The sequence below is a fragment of the Frankia sp. AiPa1 genome (genome assembly GCF_023243075.1).
GTDB lineage: Bacteria > Actinomycetota > Actinomycetes > Frankiales > Frankiaceae > Frankia.
Genome location: NZ_JALKFZ020000187.1, coordinates 62,504 through 80,258, shown reverse-complemented (window position 1 = coordinate 80,258; position 17,755 = coordinate 62,504). Strand labels below are relative to the sequence as shown.

The window sequence follows — 17,755 nt, the reverse complement described above, 5'->3', positions numbered from 1 at the left end:
TGGGGTTGTTCGACGTCAGATCAGTTCCACGTGCTGGCCGCCGGTTCCCGGTGCACCGCGCACGTCGCCCGGTCCGCAGATCGCGCGGAACAGGCCGGGGAGACCGCCGGGTCCTCGTCGAAGTAGAAGTGTGCACCCGCAACCTCGAGAAGAGTCGGCGGCTCGGAGCACTCCCGTACCCAGCCGTCCAACGCTTCGCTGGCGACGTGCGGATCGTCGGCCCCCTTCACATGGTGGGAGTGGTCGGCCGACACGCGCCCACTCGTTCCGGTACCGAGCTCGGCCTGCCTGCCCACGACACCGCGTCGCCTCCTTGCTCGCCTCGTCCGTCGCCGCGTCCACCCTCCGTTTCCGGCAAGATGGCCGCCACCGCCGGGTAGCGCCCGCCGCCACTGCTACGCAGCCCCCAGACGTCGCCCGGAGGCATGTTGGCCAACGGTAGTGATCTGCCAGGATCCATGAAAATGGGCACACCGGTCCTGAATCCGATCCGGAGCTTTGTCCTGCGGTGACGACCCGTGGTCGGCGCTATTCGCCGAGGCGACCGTCGGCGCGTGGCGAGACCCTGCTATAGGAATGTCTCCTGGGACGGCTCCTCGGAGGTGCAGATTGAACCATTGTCGAGCAGGGCGTAGGAGTAATTGAAGACGTAAGCGAAATAATCCCCGCGGGCGTATGCTCTGCCGCTATTGTGACTGCCCTGCCAGCTGGTCCGGAACGCGAGGGATCCGCTGGCGCCGTATTCATACTGGTACCCGGATCCACTCGGTCCGATGATCTCCGCGCCCCAGCTGTACGAGATGGCCCGCCGGCCCCCGCTCAGATTGAATCCGGTCACCATTCGCACCGGTGTACCATCCGAGCGCTCGTACAGATAAATATACGAGCTCCCGCAGGTTCCCGACACGGCGTTCTGTGTGGTTACTCCGCCCGGCGTGGTACTGCCACCGCTCAGGCGCTGGGCCTGGGCCACCACGGTGGCCGGCAGCGTTAAGGTCTGACCGATCGATTCTTGTATGTCTCCGCAGCAGGGAGCTTCGCTGTCAATCATCTATGACAATGCACACTGACGGCTGCAGGCGCAGGATGGATGTAGGTCAGTCTGACTGTTCGGTTGGTGCAGGTAGACGGGTCTGCGTCGAACGTTGGGCGTCCCGCTGAGGGGCGGAGTCGGTAGTCTGCTCGCGAAGCGGCGTGACAGGGCGGGTCGGCGCCGCCTGGGCCGTCGGAGAAAAGGTGCCGCTACTGATGGTCGCCCGGAGCAAGCGTGTCACGCAGCAATGCGCTGACGGCGTCTGGATCGCGGGCGACTGATAGCGAGCACAGGGCGATGCCGGGCCTCGGGCGATGTGACCAGTCGCCTGTGACGTTCAGAACAATGAGCTTCCCGTGAATCTGGTCCGGGGCGAGATGATGATCGCTCATGGTGGCGGCTACGACCTCACTGATCAGGTGCCAGCTCACCAGCGCGGGGGAGTTCGTTGCCGCGGGCGTCTGGCCGGCTCGGTTGCTCCAGTCGCGGGCGTCCGCGAAGCCAAGGGCGGCTAATTGGCGCAGGTGCGGCCAGGGCTTGAGCGCAGCGAACGCCGGCGGATCGAAGACACTCTCGCGACTGGCCTGCCGGCGTCGCCACCGGGCTCCGGGGGACTGCGCGGCGGAGGCGACTGATCCTGGCGTCGGTTCCGGGCCATGGACGCTGGCGGGGTGGGTGCCGGTTTCTGCGCTATGTAACGATACGCTCTGTGTCATGACGGTAGGGGGACCGGAGCGGGGTGCTGCTCGACCGGCTGATGATCGTTGATCGGGAGCGGATCGAGAGGGCCCTGGCCGCCTATCAGATCGGGCAGCGGTTGGGGTCGGGGCGGTTCGGGCTGGTCGTAGCGGGGCGACATCGCCAGCTACGCCGCCCGGTAGCGATCAAAGTAATGGAAGCGGAAGGCCCAGAGGGCTTGACGGTCGACTTCGCCGTCGAGGCGAGAATCCTAGCCGGTTTCGATCATTCGCATGTCGTGCGGATCTTCGAATATGTCGAGGCTGAAGGTCTGTGTCTGCTGGTGATGGAGCTTCTCGATGGCGGCACGCTGACCCGCCGCCGGGACAGTCTCGATCCGGCGCAGGCGTGCGCGGTCGGGCTGGCGGTGGCAGCAGCGTTGGAACATGCCCACGGCCGTGGGGTGTTGCACCGCGATATCAAGGGCGACAACATTCTGTTCGCCGCCGACGGCACGGTGAAGGTCACCGACTTCGGGATCGCAAAACTGTTCGAAGGGTCCGCCGCGACGGCCAGTGGTCTGGCCGGCACTCCGATGTATATGGCGCCCGAGCAGATTGAGGGTGGCCGGTTGAGCCCGGCCACGGATCTGTATGCGCTGGGGGTGGTGTTGTATCGGCTGCTGGCTGGGGTAGCGCCGTTCGATCCGCAGCAGCCGGTGCAGGCCCTGTGGCGCCAGCACCTCCTCGACCCGCCGCCGCCGCTGGAAAAGGTTCCTACTCCGATCGCGGCTGTGGTGCTGCGTGCGCTGGCGAAGGATCCTGCCGACCGCCCGGTGGACGCGGTCGCGTTCGCAGTCGATCTCGCTCGGGCCGCCACTGGTGTTTACGGGCCCGGCTGGACCGAGCCGACCGGTCTGCCGCTGCACCTGGCCGCGGACATCCGCCGCCTACACGAGCTCCCACCACCATTGCCGCCACGGCCGCGATCTGCTGCCGGCCCGCTCGCTGCACCTGAGCTCGAACCCACCGACCGGTCGGTGGGCCCACAGGAGAACGAGCCCCCGCCGGCGGACCGGTTGGCCTGGTTGCGGCAGAGCTGGATCGGCCTGCTGGCCGTTGCCCTGGCCATCGTGCTGCTCGGTGTCGGCTGCTATGTCGTGCTTGGAGGTGACCCCAACGGTCGGGCGCCGGTGGCGACCGCGCCGAGCAGCCTGGCCCCGGTCGTGCCCACCAACCCCGACGTGCTGGCCGGCAAGGCCATGATCGACGGGGATTGGCGGTGCCGGCTGGTGATGGCAACGTCCCCGTTGAGGCTGTCCACCGAGTTGGTCGGGATCCTGGTCGTCGAGCGGACCGCCAGCGCCTACCGTTGGGCCGATCAGCCCGGCCAGTACACGATTACGGCGGTGTCGGGCAACGACGATGCGAACGTGATCGGCGAGGTCCGGTTCACCAGCGGGCCGCTCAAGGATCTGGCGGCCACCCACATCGCCAAGCCCGGCGGTGGATTCCTGGGCAAGGCGCAGGGCACCCTGGACCTGAAGGCGAGCGGCTCGGCGCCGCATCGATTCTGCGGAGTGAACTGAGAGCGGTCATGCGATCATGCGGTCTCGGAGTCGAGGAGTGGTTTCGCGGCCTGCGCCAGGGCCAGCGGCCGGGACACGGCTGCCGCCTCGCCGCGGGCCGTCCCGGCTGTCCCGTCGGGCTTGGCTGTCCCGGCGGACACGGATGGCGCAGCGTCGTCCTCGGGCTCACCGTCACCACTCGAGTGGAACATGTCAGAATGTGACACTGCGTCCCCTTCGCGTCGTTCGGGTACTACTTGGTAATTTCTGGTTATCTAACGGTCACTTGGCTACCATGGTCACACGACCGCTTGGTCAGGAACGCAGCCGGGTCCCGTGCGGCGGTGCGGACTGGCCGCGAAGGGGCACGGCGCCCTGGAATCGTCTTGGGACCGCTGGCCCGCACCGGTAGAATCTGGCCATATCACTCCTCCCCGGCGGCTGCCGCGGAGCTTCGCCACGGATCCCTGGCGGGTGCCGATCGCGTCGAACAGACCGCCTGCTTGCTTAGAGACAGACGCAGGGTTTCACGTGCCTCCCGTGCGATTCGTACTCCTTATGACGATTTGTCATTTTATTGGTATTTTTCGTTACATATTTGCAATGATTGGGTGGTCCATCTGCCACCATCTCGGAGTCGTGCATGCGGATTCTGCTGCAACCGGCAGCTCAGGGTACAAAGGCGGTCAGGGGCCGCTACGAACGCACGATTCTGAACCCCGTGAACTTCGCTGAACATGAAGATCTTCTGTCCGCTGAAGATCGCGAGGACTTGAAGGAGATTTTTCCCGGCGAAGCAGCGCCTATGTGGGGACTGACTCCCGGGAAGAACGGAAGTAATCGAAAGAAGATCGGCTCGTTCCATGTTGGCGACGCCGTCTTCTTCTATAGCGACCGAGCTCTGATATCAGGTGGAACGATCGCATATCGGTTTCGAAATGCGGGGCTGGCGCGTCGGCTTTGGGGTGAAGATAAAAACGACCTAACCTGGGAGCACATGTATGCGATTGGCGATCTTCGGCGAGTTCGGATTTCGTTTACCGAAATATCATCAGTGATTGGCTGGAAGTCAAGTGCGGTGCTCCAGCAGGCACATATCATTACTGATCGGCACGCCGACTATCTGGCCGAACTCTGGGGTCTGGACGTGTCGACGGCCGATGACTACGAGATCGAAGAAAGATTTATCAGTGTGTCGGAGCCCTCCTTTGATGGTCCACTCGACCGAAATTCGATGCGGGCCCAGCGTGTCGAGCAAGGACAACTCAAGCGTCTCCTCCTGGCCCGGGGAGGGAATCGCTGTGCACTTTGCGGTCGCGAATTTCCAGCCAAGCTGCTGGTAGCCGCCCACATCAAGAAGAGGGCGGCCTGCATGGAGGATGAAAAACGGGATCTCGCTAACGTAGGAATGCTTGCGTGCCTTCTCGGATGTGACAGCCTATACGAACATGGCTTCGTCGGAGTGGGAGCCGACGGGCACCTTCTTGTACCCGCTGATGTTCGTGAAATTCCCCCGCTGGATGACTACGCGGAAACACACTACGTCAACAGGACCTGCAACTGGTGGTCGCCGACTCGCGAACCCTATTTTTCCTGGCACCGTGCACACACATTTCGCATGAGAATTGATGCGGCATGATATTTCTCCGAAAGGGCGACCCTGACCATCGACGGCTCGCCGAAGCCGTGGTGTGCCGCGAGCTTCTGGAGGCGTCAGGCGCAGCAGGCGGGCCGGGAACCGAGGACATGGGTCCTCGGGCCGAGGACGTCTGGCTCACGGGCCGATGCTCTTCAGCATGAGCAGGAGCTGGTCCACCTGCTGGTTCTCGGTGGCGGTCAGGGTCATCGGCCTGAAATGCGCGACCGCGTTACGCACCATTCGGACTCCGTCAAGCAGCTCGATGAACAGATCTCGGTCGACGAAGGGCCAGCCGAGCCGCTGCCAGTTCGCCGGATCTTTCAGGAGCTCCACGTAGTCGCCGAACATCATCCCGCTGACCCGGTCGGTCTTCTTTCTCGTGGCCTTCCTGACGGCCGGATCGCGGTCGAAGACCGGAGTGAGGAAGCTGCGGAGTCGACGCTCGATCTCACCGATCACGAAGAACGGCCTGGCGACATTTCCGAACTGCACAGCGATATCGGCGGTGGTCACAATTCCGCAGATGTGGCCGTGCTGGTTCCGGACGAGGACGTAGTCGCACGCGGCGATGATTGGCAAGGTGGTCAGCAGGTTGTCCCCGGTGTGGACGACAGTGACCGCGGCCGGTGGGTCCATGGCGTTTGCCAGCGTCTTCTCGGTCTGGTTCGCGTACATGCGGGCGACCGACTGCCAGGTCACCACGCCATACAGGGAAGAATCACCCTCGAGCACCGGTATCTGGGAGTAGTCGAGCTTCATCATCTGGGTCGTGGCATAGGTGACCGAGTCGCCAGGGCGGACGCACACGACGGGGCCCCGTGCGGACGACAGGTCATCGACACGCATGGCCGCCGCTGGAAGTTCCTCCGCGGCGTCGTCCTGCGGCATCTCGCCATCGGATTCCGCGGTGGATTCCTGCCCCGCCTGCCCTTTCCCCTCCTGTCGGCCGCCTGCCTCTTCCTCCCGCCCGGCTCCGCGGGCTCTGCGGGCTCCGCGGGCTCCGCCGGAGGCGCCCGGGTCCGCGGATTCCGCCCCTGGCGAGGCGAAGGGAACGACTCGCACCGTGGTGTCCATCGGGCCGACGTCGAACGGCGGGTCCGTCAGGAGGCCGACCCGTTCAAGGTCGAACCGAATCCGCGCCACCGAGCCGGCGTCACGGACCCGGTAGCCCCACAGATCCAGGAGGGCGCGGATCGTCAACTCGGTGTCCCGCAACGCCCGTAGCGCCGATTGGTCGATCATCGTAGGTATTCGTCCCGTCCGGTTCAGGCCGGGTCGTCGGACTGCCGAGCATCGGCAGAAAGGATCTCCCGAGCGGCCCGCTTACCCATGGCACGCTCCACCAGTGTCAGCAGCTGGTTGGTCCGGTCCCGGTAGAAGGCGTCGAAGTCGGCGGCCCGCAGCGTTTTCGGATCGATGCGGTGGGTGCTGACCAGGTCGTCGACCCAGTCCGTCAGGGCGCCGGACTCACGGGCGAACATCTCCAGGTACGTGGCCGGTGAGCGGGTGCCGATCGTCCTGTTCGCCCGGAATGACAGCGGTGTCTTGTTGACCACGCTGCTCATGCGCGAGTCCCTGCGGTGGAACCGCTCGAACCACCCCTTGGGAAAGACGAGGTGAAATTCGACGGACTCGCCGAGGAGAATATCGGCATTGATCGGCTCGCCAGTTCGGTACCAGTCGTAGCAACCCTGCTTGAGGAGCAGGGCGAAGATGCCCTTGTAAGCGGCGCTGTTACGGGTCGCGAGTGTGCGCAGCCGCTGTTCCTGAAAGTTCGCCTCGGTGACCGTGTCCGGCTCGTCCCCGTCATCGATCCACCTCACGACCTGTTCGAGATCGCGTGGGAAGCGGCTCTCGATCGTTCCGCTGTAGAGCTCGCCGAGCACACCGCACCAGTACCATCTGGCGATCTTGGCTCTGGCGTCCGCCCCGTCGGCGCGGGCACCCAGGATGACCCGGATCGCGGCCAGTGGGACGAGTTGCGTGCGGTACGGCAGGTCCTCCCGGCGAAAGACGCACTGGTCGTTCAGGAAGGCTCCCGCCCACTCGAGCGCCTCGGCGACCGCCGGTGCGCTGGTCAGGTAGTCCTGCAACGGAAGGTCAAGTAGATCCTTCCGCTTGCATCCGATCGCTGGCGCCGTCGATGTACCAGGGCGGTCCGCCGTGTACCGATGGCGACGGTGATAGGTGACGACCAGAGAAAGAGCCTGGAGGAAGTCGGTGTTCTCCAGCCCTTCGAGAACCGGATACCGGGCACTGAGCGCTGCCAGCGTCCTGGCCCAGTCGTCCGCCAGACTGAAGTCCGCGCCGTGCGCTGCAGAGTACTCCTGGTCTCCGGCGTAGGTGGCGGTCAGGAGTTCGAAGACGGTCAGCACGACGCCGCCGGTGTTCACCTTCTCGAACACCGCGCAGACGGCCTCCTTGTGGGTCTCCTTGGGAAGGCGGATCTGCGGCACGATGAAGTTGGCGGTGCGTTCGAGGACCTGGCTCTGGAACAGCGGCCAGATGTCCCAGCGGCTACCGTCCGACTGGACGTAGATTCGCTGCCAGGCGCCGACCTCCCTCCTGTCCAGGGTCAGGTTGAGCGGAAACAGGCCCGCCTCGCACTCCTTCTGCCGACTCGTCAGATCCACCGCGACGCGGCGGGCGAAGTCGGTGCGGAGCAGGCGGTCCTCAGGAACGGAGAGGATGGCGTCCTCACGGTCGGTGGACTCGTCGACCGCCTTGGCGATGTCGATGTAGTACCACCGCGAGAACTTGTTGTGACGGGCGTCCTCGGTCTGGACGGGATCCGGTGACAGCAGCGCCTGGTAGAGGGAGGTCAGCCGCTGCTGCCCATCGAGGAGAAGCTGTTCCGGGGCGAGGTCCGCGGCAGGCGCTGTCCCCGCCAGCGGGCGAGCCTTGAACCGCGCCTCACCGCCGGTCTCCAGGGTCATGATGACCCCGAGAGGGTAGTCGAGCGTCACGGTGGCGAGGAGCGAACGTATCCGATCGTCATCCCACTTCCACGGCCGCTGAAAGTCGGGAAGCTGAATTTTCCCTGCCTGCACGGACCTGAGCAGGTCACCAAGCCTGAGTCCGTCCAGCGCCACCTCGAGCCCCCATCACAATTGATCCTTGATCGCCACGTGTGCCACACTCTGCGACGATTCACGCACTCTACCGACCCCACCGTCCAGCGTGGCGACCGGTCGGCAGGCGATCGCCGTCGGCTCACCCACACCCGCCAGCGGCGCCGCCACTCGTAGGCCGACGCGAGCACGGGACGGTGTCGACCGTCGATGTCCTGCGCACCGCGAGGCCAGCGATGGTTGCAAAGAGTGCCCGGTAGGTCCGGACGGGTGGCAGGATGTGGGTGATTGTCCGGCCTCTGCGGCCCCTGCGGTCGCGCGTGGCCGGCCCGGTCGGGAGGGTCGGCCCGAACCCGGAAGCCGGCGGACCGAAGGAGGTGCCGGGGAGCCAGTGCTTGACCTTGACCAACGGCAGGGGCGGTATGGCGAGCACCTCGTCCAGCTGATTGTGACGTCGGCCGGGTACACGTGCAGCAAGCCGGATGACACTGGCGACGGCGTGGACCTGGTTGTCTCTCGCACGCAGCACGACGGGGACTCGCCGCGGCCACCGAACGTCGAGTTCCAGGTCAAGACAATCCGCAATCCGACCCTCGCCGGCGGCAAGCTCGTCTACGATCTCGAGGTGGCCCACTACAACTGCCTGCGGGCGGATGGGCCCACCAGGAGATACCTGGCCCTGGTGACCGTGCCGGGCCAGAATCCGGATGACTGGCACGATCATTCACAGCATTACAGTATCTTCCGGGACGCGGTTTTCTTCGTCGATCTGCTGGGTTTCCCAAGGACGGAGAACAGGAGCAGGGTCCGGGTGAAGGCAGCGCTGACCGATCGCCTGGTTCCGGCCGTTGTCGATGATTTCATGCGCAGGGCGGAGCGCGACTACTCCAGACGGTTCCGGCCGATCGGGTGGAGCCGCCATGCCTGATCCTGGTGAGCTTCGCGACCTCGGGCGGTCTCCCGAGCGGATCGCCATGTACCTCCACGGACGCGGCTGGAATCCGGTCGGGGTCGCCGGTGACGAGATCCTGTGGGCGCTCGACGACGGCGGACGCCGCTGGGAGATCGTACTTCCGCTCAGCCCGGATCGCAGTGACCTGGCACGGCGCCTCGGCGAGGTCTTCGCGGTCCTGGGGGCGGTCCAGAACCGGCGCCCCGCGGAGATCCTTCGCGATGTGCGGTCCGCCGGGTCCGACGTCCTGAAGATCCGCACGCTTCCGCGCACCCGATCCGGAACCGCCCCGATCGACGACGCCCTCGGGCTGATCGCCGCGTCGAAGGATCTGCTCTTGGCCGCGGCGACGAGTATCGACGCGCCACGGGCTGTGCTCGGCTCCCGTAAACCCGCCCGCGCCACGGAGTTCGTCCGTGAGGTGCGGTTGGCCACCGAGCCGGGCAGCTTCGTGGTCGCGCTCGAGACGACGGTGCCGCCGGACTGGGCGGTGGCCGAGGTTCTCGCGCTCGCGGGCAGCCTGGTCGAATCAGGCGGCCAGGTCGAATCGGACGGGCTGTTCGTGCTGCCGGTGTCCCCCTTCCCGCGGGCTGTCACCACGCGGACCATCGACGCTGCCAGCGCGGCGGTTTCCTTGGCTGCCAGGATCGTCGACGGAGAGGCCGACGTGGCGGCGTTTGACGATCTCGTGTCCCGGGGGGTGTCGGCGAACTTCCTGGAGGCCCTGGCCGGCATCGGCGGCGGAGAAGGCGCCCTCGAGCGGAATACCGGCGTCGACCTCACCGTCCGCTGGGCGTATTCGCGCACGCCGCCCCTGGGCAGGCCGGCCACCATTGCCTTTCCATCGAATGTCTTCCCGGTCTTCGCGACGGCGGCCTCGTCACTGCGGGCCCGTAGCCCGGAGCCTGACGTGACCCTGGTTGGGCCGATCATCCGCCTACAGCGAGACAACCGCACCGGCGACACCGTGACCATGGTCGCCACCGTGGGCCAGGGAAGATCGAGAAGAAGTCGTCAGATTCGGCTCGTGTTGAACGACGAGCATCACGATCTGGCGCACGCCGCCTATGGCGAGCGACGAATTGTCGAGGTGCGCGGCGATCTCCAGTCAGGTCCCGTGCTGACCATGAATCCGGTGCGGAGCTTTGTCGTGCGGTAACCGCCCGTCGGCTGCTCAGCCGGGGCGGCGGCGGGTGAGCATGGGGCAGCCGGGCAGCCGGGCAGCCGGGCAGCCGGGCAGCCGCGGCGGCTCCCCGACGGATGCACCGGTCGGACCGGCGGGTGCACGGGGGCGAGAGAGCGTGGTCGTCGCGGGATAGTGGACCCGCAGAAGTCCCCGCTCGCAGGAGGTGCACGTGGGTAGTCGCAGCCGGGAGCGGCGCCGAGCCAAGGAGCAGTCCCGGGAACGGCGCACCCGGGCGCAGGCCGCCCGGGACGCGGCCCGTCCCGGCGCTCAGCCCGACCCGACGTCGGCCCAGGAACCGTTCGGGCCGGCCGGGTCAGCCGGGTCACCTTGGTCGACCGGGCTGTTCGATCGTGAGCGCGGGCTGCGGGAGTCGCTGCCCGAGCTGGCCGGGCATCTGGTCACGGTGGGGCTGCGCGCCGCCCTCGACGGGAACAGCCAGGCGCTGGACGCCGGCGTCGCGGCCCTGATCGGCGTGCCGGGCGGGGCGGCGGGACGGCGAGCGGTCAGCCGCGCGCTGGCCGACAGGTTCGACAGTGCCCTCACCCATCTGTGGCAGCATGGCTGGCAGCCGGCGGACCTGCATCGGCTTGCCGTTCGGCGGGCGGGTCAGCGGGAGGCACGGCTGCTGGTCGCCGCCATCGCCGCCCAGATGCGTCGGTATGCCACCGCCACCGTGGACGAGCGCTGGCTGGCCCAGCTGCGCAGCATTGAGGCGACCGTGTGGTGGAATCCGGACGAACAGTGGCTGGACGCGGTCGGCCAGCGGGACGGCACCAGCCGGCTGGTGCTCCTCGAGGACGCGCTCACCGTGCTCGCCATGCTGGCGACGCTGCCGAAGGTCGAGGTTCTGTGCCCCCCGCCGGGCACCGCCCGCCGCGCCGAGGGCGCGGGTACCGCCGGCGGCTTCGGTCCCAGCGGCGGTCACGGCAACGCCGGTGGTGACGCCGGCGGTGACGCCGGTGGTGACGGCTCCACCGCCGGTGCGGGCGACTCCGGAGGTCGGCGCACCGAGGCGCGCATGCTGGATCGGGTTCGCGGGCTGCTGGCGAAGGCGGAGTCCACCGAGTTCGTCGAGGAAGCCGAGGCGTTGACCGCCAAGGCGCAGCAGCTCATGGCCCGGCACAGCATCGACGAGGCTCTGCTCGCCGCCGGGCGGGGCACCCGGGCGCAGCCGTCCGGGCGCCGGGTCGGCATCGACAGCCCCTACGAGGTGAGCAAGGCCAGCCTGCTCGATGTGGTGGCCGGGGCGAACCGGTGCCGCGCGGTGTGGTCGAAGAACCTCGGCCACGTCACCGTGGTCGGGTTCGAACCCGACCTGGACGCCGTCGAGCTGCTGTACACGTCGCTGCTGGTGCAGGCGACGACGGCGATGATGCGGGCCGGATCCCACCAGGACGGCGCCGGGCGTTCCCGGACCCGCTCGTTCCGGCAGTCGTTTCTCGCCTCGTTCGCCGCGCGGATCGGTGAGCGGCTCGGCGAGGCGTCCGCGCAGGCGCAGGCCGCCGCCGTGGCCGAGCAGGGTGGGCGGAGCCTGCTGCCGGTGCTCGCCGCCCGGACCGACTCCGTCCGCGCGGCCACCGAGACGATGTTCCCGACGCTCGTCTCCCACGCCGTGCGGGCGAGTAATGCGCAAGGATGGGCGTCCGGCCGCGCCGCCGCCGACCTTGCTGCCCTGCACGCCCGCGAAGAGGTCACCGCCGACCGTCCCGGCCGAGGTTGAGCTGAAGCGCCGAATCAGATCGCGCTGAAGGCGAGGCCGGCCACCACGACGAGGCCGCTCAGGGCGAGAACCAGGCAGGCCGTGAAATTGCGCAGAGTAACTCGGCGTGGGGCGCCATCCAGAATCGCCTGGGCCATCTGCTCCCGGGGCGGCACGCGGATCGCCAGCGCGGCGCGGTGGAAGGGGGAGACCTCGTTCGGTGGCCACAGCACCGCCCGCAGATCCCGCCGTTTGACCGGGGCGTGGCTCGCGCAGCCGGTAAGCCAGCCGTTGACGGGTGACTCGCATATTCCCTGGTCAGTCCGGTAGGCGCGGCACAGCGTCGGCCAGAAGAGAGCCAGCGAGAAAGCAATCAGAAACACGGCGGCGGGCACCCAGACCCACGATGCGGTCATCCCGAGAACGACGCCGACCAGTGCGAGCAGAAGATAGGACGCCACGTGCAGGTTCTTGCGCTCCCGGCGGCTCATCCGCCTGGCACTACGCGGTGGCCGAGCCCGGCCGCGGGCTCTCGTTGACGTACCACGACGATGTGATGACCGGGAACGTGAGGTGGTCACAGTCGACCTCCGGAATCAGGGGAGGAGTCGCCCGGCGCGCTGTGGGCGAAGGAATGCCGCGGATCGGCGGCACGGTTCGACGATGCGCGCGGCCGTAAACGGAGATGACGGTTCCCGTTGTAGCACAGAGCACCGATGCGGAGTTGGCCTGATGGCATTCTTCCTGGCCGGCTCCCTGGCGGCTCCCTGGCGGCACCGCCGGCCCGCCGGCCCGCCGGCACCGGCGGCGCGGTGGCCGCATCGGATGCTCAGGGGTGGCGGATTGCGCACGGCCGGTCGCACCATGCCGATTCGCGTCGTGTCCGCGGCATACCCTTGCCTGTGACGGGTGCGCCGATGCGAGGAGAAGGTCGTCGATGAGGATCGCCGAGGACATCACGCGGCTGGTCGGAAACACCCCGCTGGTGCGGTTGCGCCGGGTCACGGACGGGCTTTGGGCTGACGGAGCGGGGACGCGGGTCGTCGCCAAGCTCGAGTCGTTCAACCCGGCGCACAGCGTGAAGGACCGGCTGGGCCTCGCCCTCATCGACGCCGCCGAGCAGGCCGGCGCGATCGGCCCAGGCACGGTCATCGTCGAGCCGACCAGCGGAAACACCGGGATCGCGCTGGCGATGGTGTGCGCGGCGCGCGGCTACCAGTGCGTGCTGACGATGCCGGAGACGATGAGCGTCGAACGCCGGATGCTGCTGCGGGCCTATGGCGCGCAGCTCATTCTCACCCCCGGCCCGGAGGGAATGGCCGGCGCGATCGCCAAGGCCGAGGAGCTCGCCAAGAGCGATGCGCGCTACTTCATGCCGCAGCAGTTCGAGAACCCGGCGAACCCGGCGATCCACCGGGTGACCACAGCGGAGGAGATCTGGCGCGACACCGACGGGCAGATCGACATCCTCGTCGCCGGCGTCGGCACCGGCGGGACGATCACCGGGGTCGCCGAGGTCATCAAGGAACGCCGCCCGTCCGCGCGGTTCGTCGCGGTGGAACCCGCCGCCTCACCGGTGCTCTCCGGGGGCGCGAAGGGGCCGCATCCCATTCAGGGGATCGGCGCCGGGTTCGTGCCGAAGGTGCTCGACACCGCCATCGTGGATGAGATCGTCCAGGTCGAGGCGGACGACGCGATGGTGCTCGCCCGCCGCCTCGCCCGCGAGGAGGGGCTGCTCGTCGGTATCTCCTCGGGCGCCGCGGCGGTGGCGGCGCTGCGGGTCGCGGCCCGGCCGGAGAACGCCGGCAAACTGATCGTCGTCGTGCTGCCCGACTTCGGCGAGCGCTACCTGTCCACCCCGCTGTTCGCCGGCCTCGAGGACTGAGCGGCATGCCCCGGCTGGCGGTGCTCGGGCAGCTGCGGCGTGACCTGCGCACCGCGCGGGAGCGCGACCCGGCCGCCCGCTCGAACCTGGAAGTCGCCCTGTGCTATCCGGGGGTCCACGCCCTGTGGGCCTACCGGGTCAACCACTGGCTGTGGACGAACGGCCTGCCGCTGCCCGCCCGGTTCGGCGCCACCGTCGCCCGCACGCTCACCGGCGTCGAGATCCACCCGGCCGCCCGGGTCGGCGACGGGGTGTTCATCGACCACGCCACCGGTGTCGTCGTCGGCGAGACCGCCGAGATCGGCAACGATGTGACGATCTACCACGGCGTCACCCTGGGCGGCACCAGCCTGGAACCCACCAAACGCCATCCGACGATCGGCGACCGGGTCGTCATCGGCGCCGGTGCCAAGGTGCTCGGGCCGTTCACCGTCGGCGCGGACAGCCGCATCGGCGCCAACGCCGTCGTGGTGCGCGAGGTGCCGGCCGGCTCGGTCGTCGTCGGCGTGCCCGGCCAGGTGATCACCCGCAGCCGGCCCCGCCGTCCCCTGCGTGACGGCGACAACCTGCCCGACCCGCTCGGCCTCAGCCTGCAGTCCCTGCTCACCAGGGTCGACCGCCTCGAAGCCGCCGCCGCCGTCGGTGCTGGTGCCGGTGCTGGCGTCGATGGTGAGAGCGCTGGAGGCGCCGGTGTCGACGGAGACGGTTCCGGTGGAGCCAACGGTGTGGGTGGCAGCGGTTCCGGGACGCGCGGTCGCGGTCGCCCGGCGCGCGCGGGCGGAGGTCCTGGCATCGGCCGGGCCGCCGGAGTCGGCGGGCGCGGCGGCGGCGCGACCAGCACTGCCGGCACCCCGGTGACGATCCGTCCGCCCAAGGGCGGCGTCTGGCAGGGTGAGGACTTCGCCATCTGAGGCCCGGGCGCTCGGTCTGCCCGCCCACATCTTCGTCCCGACCGTCTCCTCGCCGGCCAAGATCGACCGGATCCGTGCGTACGGCGCACGGCTCACGGCTCACCGTCACCGGGGCGAGCTACGCGGAGGCGTTGGCCGCCAGCCAGCGCTGGGCCGCCTCGACGGGCGGTCTTGAGATCGCGGCGTTCGACCAGGTCGAGACCATCCTCGGCGCCGCCGGGCTCGCCGTCGAACTCGACGGGCAGTTCGGCGACGGGCAGCCCGGCAGCGGGCAGCTGGCCGGGCCGCACGGCGACGATGAGCGGTCCGGTGATCGAGGGTCCGGTGGCGGCTTCACGGTGCTCGCCGCGGTGGGTGGCGGGGGACTGCTGGCCGGGATCGCGGCCTGGTTCGCCGCACGCGCCGAGGTGCACGTCGTCGGCGTCGAACCGCACAGCGCGCCCACGCTGAGCCGGGCCCTGGCCGCCGGTCGCCCCGTGGATGCCCCGGTGGGCGGGGTGGCGGTGGACTCACTGGCCCCGCGGCGCGTCGGTGAGCACACCTTCGCGGTGCTGCACCGGCATCTACACGGGGTCGTGCTCGTCGGCGACGACGACATCCGCCACGCACAGCGCATCCTGTGGGAGCGGCTGCGCCTGGTCGCCGAGCCCGGAGGCTCCCCCTGATAACGGAATGTGGTCGGCAACAGGGCCGATCTATGGGAGGCAGAGCTGATATCGGCGACAGCGTGTGACTGATATCGGTGACGCAATTTGTTGCTTTTTGCTAGCATGATCCAGGATTCGAGATCGTCACGCCCCCATCAGGCCCCCCGTCGCCGCGGCGAGCAGGTCGCGGACGAGGGCGGTGGGCAGGCCGACGACGGTGTCGAGGTCACCGTCGACCGCGGTGACGAAGGCGGCGGCGGCGCCCTGGATTGCGTAGGCGCCGGCCGCGTCCATCGCCTCGGCGGTGGCGACGTAGGCGGCGAGCTCCGCGTCGGGGACGTCGCGCATGGTCACGGCCGTCGTGGCGACACCGGCATGCGACCCGCTGGTCGTCCCGTCCACGATCCCATCGGTCCGCCCGTCCACGATGATGACGGCGGTGTGCACCCGGTGGGTTCGTCCGCGCAGGTCACGCAGCATGGCGAGGGCATGCTCGGGGGAGTGCGGCTTGCCGAGGACGCGGCCGTCGACCTCGACCACCGTGTCGCTGCCCAGCACGAGGCGCCCCGGGCGCAGGGCCGCGACGGCGCGGGCCTTGCGCTCGGCGAGTTCGGCGGTGATGCCGGGAGCGTCGGTCGCGACGGTCGACGACTCGTCCACGCCGCTGACGACCACCTCGAAGCGCACACCCAGCTGGTCCAGCAGCACCCGGCGCCGAGGCGAGGCGGAGGCAAGCACCAGCTCGAGGTCGGTCACCATAGGTCGACAGACTAACCCGTCCGTACCGGACGCTCGGCCCTCGACGGGACGTCGAAGTTGCCGGTCGTCCGTTCTCGCCCTTCGCCTCGGGGCGATCGGGACCGTGCGGTCGCGGGCATCGCCGAGCCCGACGGCGACGACGGCGGCGGGAGGGTGGTATGGCGATGCCCCGGCCGACGTCAGGCGGCAGGGTCGGTAAACATGGCGGCCCGATGCGGGCGAATTCCCGCCGATCAGCGCGAGAATGAGCGTCGACGGTGGGCTCCGAAGCGGCCGTCTGGCATCGCCGACGCGGCGCCGGTGAAATACTGCCGAGTAATGGCAGGTGACCTGCGTCAATGCCGGTCCGGGTATTTACCTGATGTCTGCGTTGCCGTGCCGGGAAGGTGCCCGTGCCGCGAGGACGGGTGGGTGCCGGTTAACTATCTCTCACCGGCCCGGGGGTCGAGGACCTGCGTCCGGCGTACTTAGACTGGCGTCAGCGGGGCATCATCCCTCCCACCCGGCGAATCCACCGAACACCAGGAGGGTGACAATGGCTATTCCACCGCGTCAGGCGATCCGGGTCGGCGCATATCTCGCGAAGCAGAAGATCCTGCGCCGGGAGAAGTACCCGATCACCCTCGAGCTGGAACCGCTGTTCGCCTGCAACCTGTCCTGCGAGGGATGTGGGAAGATCCAGCATCCCGCGGACGTGCTCAAGCAGCGCATGCCGGTCGAACAGGCCCTGGCCGCCGCCGACGAGTGCGGGGCGCCCGTCGTCTGCCTCGCCGGGGGCGAGCCGCTCATGCACCCGCAGGTCGAGCAGATCGTCGAGGGGCTGGTCAAGCGCAAGAAGTTCGTCTACCTGTGCACGAACGCACTGCTGCTGCCCAGGAAGATCGACAAGCTGACCCCGTCGCCGTACCTGTCGCTCGCGGTGCACATCGACGGGCTTGAGGATCGGCACGACGAGATCGTCGCCCGCAAGGGTGTGTTCGCCCAGGCGGTGGACAACATCAAGGATGCGCAGGCCCGCGGCTTCCGGGTCACCACGAACTCGACGTTCTTCAACAACGACAGCCCGCAGACCGTTATCGAGGTGCTCGACTACCTCAACAACGAGCTCAACGTCGACGGCATGATGATCTCCCCGGCCTATGCCTACGAGAAGGCGCCGGACCAGGAGAACTTCCTCGGCGTCGAGGAGACCCGGGAGCTCTTCCGGAAGGCCTTCGCCGAGGGCCGCCGCAAGAAGTGGCGGCTCAACCACTCGCCGCTCTACCTCGATTTCCTCGAGGGCAAGCTCGATTTCCCGTGCACCGCCTGGGGAATTCCGTCGTACTCGCTGTACGGCTGGCAGCGACCCTGCTACCTGATGGGCGACGGGTACGCGAAGTCGTACAAGGAACTGCTCGAGACCACCGACTGGGAGCGGTACGGCCGCGGCCGTGACCCGCGGTGCGCCAACTGCATGGCGCACTGCGGGCACGAGCCGACGGCCCTGGCGGCCACCCTGGGGTCGCTGCGCCAGACGATCCGCGCCGCGATCCCCCAGGGCGTCTCGCTTCCCCAGATGATCACATCCCGCCAGGGCGCGTCGGCGGGCAAGGGCGCTTCGGCCGCCGAGGGTGCTTCGACCGGCCAGGGTGCCTCGACCGGCCAGGACACCCCGGTCAGCCAGGCTGTGCCGGTCGGTGAGGCTGTGCCGGTCGGTGAGGGCGCCCTGCCCCGCCAGGCGACCTCGGC

The 17,755-nt window shown here is 68.3% G+C and carries 14 protein-coding genes and 1 pseudogene; 9 read left to right on the top strand and 6 right to left on the bottom strand.

Annotated features, from left to right (window positions below; translation table 11 throughout):
• Window positions 1-1,242: 1,242 nt before the first annotated feature.
• Complete coding sequence (locus tag MXD95_RS25995; protein WP_250643365.1) at window positions 1,243-1,749, bottom strand: hypothetical protein; 507 nt, start codon at window positions 1,747-1,749, stop codon at window positions 1,243-1,245.
• A gap of 23 nt (window positions 1,750-1,772) precedes the next feature.
• On the opposite strand from MXD95_RS25995, the gene MXD95_RS25990 reads away from it, so the two are divergent.
• Window positions 1,773-3,299, top strand: a complete 1,527-nt coding sequence (locus MXD95_RS25990) for a serine/threonine-protein kinase (RefSeq protein ID WP_250643364.1) — start codon at window positions 1,773-1,775, stop codon at window positions 3,297-3,299.
• A gap of 14 nt (window positions 3,300-3,313) precedes the next feature.
• Here the strand turns inward: MXD95_RS25990 and MXD95_RS25985 are convergent, their stop codons facing one another.
• Window positions 3,314-3,505 (bottom strand): hypothetical protein, encoded by a 192-nt coding sequence (locus MXD95_RS25985; protein WP_250643363.1) that lies wholly within the window; start codon window positions 3,503-3,505, stop codon window positions 3,314-3,316.
• A 416-nt stretch (window positions 3,506-3,921) separates the two neighbouring features.
• Here MXD95_RS25985 and MXD95_RS25980 point away from each other — a divergent pair, with 416 nt between their 5' ends.
• The gene (locus MXD95_RS25980) at window positions 3,922-4,917 is read left to right on the top strand and encodes a hypothetical protein (protein WP_250643362.1); all 996 of its coding nucleotides are present in this window, start codon (window positions 3,922-3,924) and stop codon (window positions 4,915-4,917) included.
• A 135-nt stretch (window positions 4,918-5,052) separates the two neighbouring features.
• Here MXD95_RS25980 and MXD95_RS25975 read toward each other — a convergent pair whose 3' ends face one another.
• Window positions 5,053-6,159, bottom strand: coding sequence for a CBS domain-containing protein (locus MXD95_RS25975; protein WP_250643361.1), 1,107 nt, complete (start codon window positions 6,157-6,159; stop codon window positions 5,053-5,055).
• Window positions 6,160-6,182: 23 nt separating this feature from the next.
• Entirely contained in the window at window positions 6,183-8,009 is a 1,827-nt protein-coding gene (locus tag MXD95_RS25970; RefSeq protein WP_250643360.1) for a DUF262 domain-containing protein, read from the bottom strand.
• Between the two features lie 370 nt (window positions 8,010-8,379).
• Between MXD95_RS25970 and MXD95_RS25965 the strand changes: the two genes are divergently transcribed.
• From MXD95_RS25965 to MXD95_RS29060, 3 genes are all read left to right on the top strand, one after another.
• Window positions 8,380-8,916: a DUF4365 domain-containing protein gene (locus MXD95_RS25965; RefSeq protein ID WP_250643359.1), complete on the top strand. Its 537-nt coding sequence runs from the start codon at window positions 8,380-8,382 to the stop codon at window positions 8,914-8,916.
• Window positions 8,909-10,099 (top strand): hypothetical protein, encoded by a 1,191-nt coding sequence (locus MXD95_RS25960; protein WP_250643358.1) that lies wholly within the window; start codon window positions 8,909-8,911, stop codon window positions 10,097-10,099. The genes MXD95_RS25965 and MXD95_RS25960 overlap by 8 nt, the downstream gene beginning before the upstream one ends.
• Before the next feature lie 196 nt (window positions 10,100-10,295).
• Complete coding sequence (locus MXD95_RS29060) at window positions 10,296-11,846, top strand: DUF2786 domain-containing protein (protein WP_250643357.1); 1,551 nt, start codon at window positions 10,296-10,298, stop codon at window positions 11,844-11,846.
• A 14-nt stretch (window positions 11,847-11,860) separates the two neighbouring features.
• On the opposite strand, the gene MXD95_RS25950 is transcribed toward MXD95_RS29060, so the two are convergent.
• Window positions 11,861-12,316, bottom strand: coding sequence for a hypothetical protein (locus MXD95_RS25950; protein WP_250643356.1), 456 nt, complete (start codon window positions 12,314-12,316; stop codon window positions 11,861-11,863).
• A gap of 446 nt (window positions 12,317-12,762) precedes the next feature.
• Between MXD95_RS25950 and cysK the strand changes: the two genes are divergently transcribed.
• From cysK to MXD95_RS25935, 3 genes are all read left to right on the top strand, one after another.
• Window positions 12,763-13,710, top strand: a complete 948-nt coding sequence (cysK, locus tag MXD95_RS25945) for a cysteine synthase A (RefSeq protein ID WP_250643355.1) — start codon at window positions 12,763-12,765, stop codon at window positions 13,708-13,710.
• 5 nt (window positions 13,711-13,715) lie between these two features.
• The gene (gene cysE, locus MXD95_RS25940; RefSeq protein WP_250643354.1) at window positions 13,716-14,621 is read left to right on the top strand and encodes a serine O-acetyltransferase; all 906 of its coding nucleotides are present in this window, start codon (window positions 13,716-13,718) and stop codon (window positions 14,619-14,621) included.
• A gap of 74 nt (window positions 14,622-14,695) precedes the next feature.
• Window positions 14,696-15,286: a pyridoxal-phosphate dependent enzyme gene (locus tag MXD95_RS25935; RefSeq protein ID WP_250643353.1), complete on the top strand. Its 591-nt coding sequence runs from the start codon at window positions 14,696-14,698 to the stop codon at window positions 15,284-15,286.
• Between the two features lie 126 nt (window positions 15,287-15,412).
• On the opposite strand, the gene MXD95_RS25930 is transcribed toward MXD95_RS25935, so the two are convergent.
• Window positions 15,413-16,027 (bottom strand): Maf family protein, encoded by a 615-nt coding sequence (locus MXD95_RS25930; protein ID WP_374122144.1) that lies wholly within the window; start codon window positions 16,025-16,027, stop codon window positions 15,413-15,415.
• 535 nt (window positions 16,028-16,562) lie between these two features.
• Here MXD95_RS25930 and hpnH point away from each other — a divergent pair.
• Window positions 16,563-17,555: pseudogene (gene hpnH, locus MXD95_RS25925) on the top strand (adenosyl-hopene transferase HpnH); the annotation flags it as partial.
• Window positions 17,556-17,755: the final 200 nt, after the last annotated feature.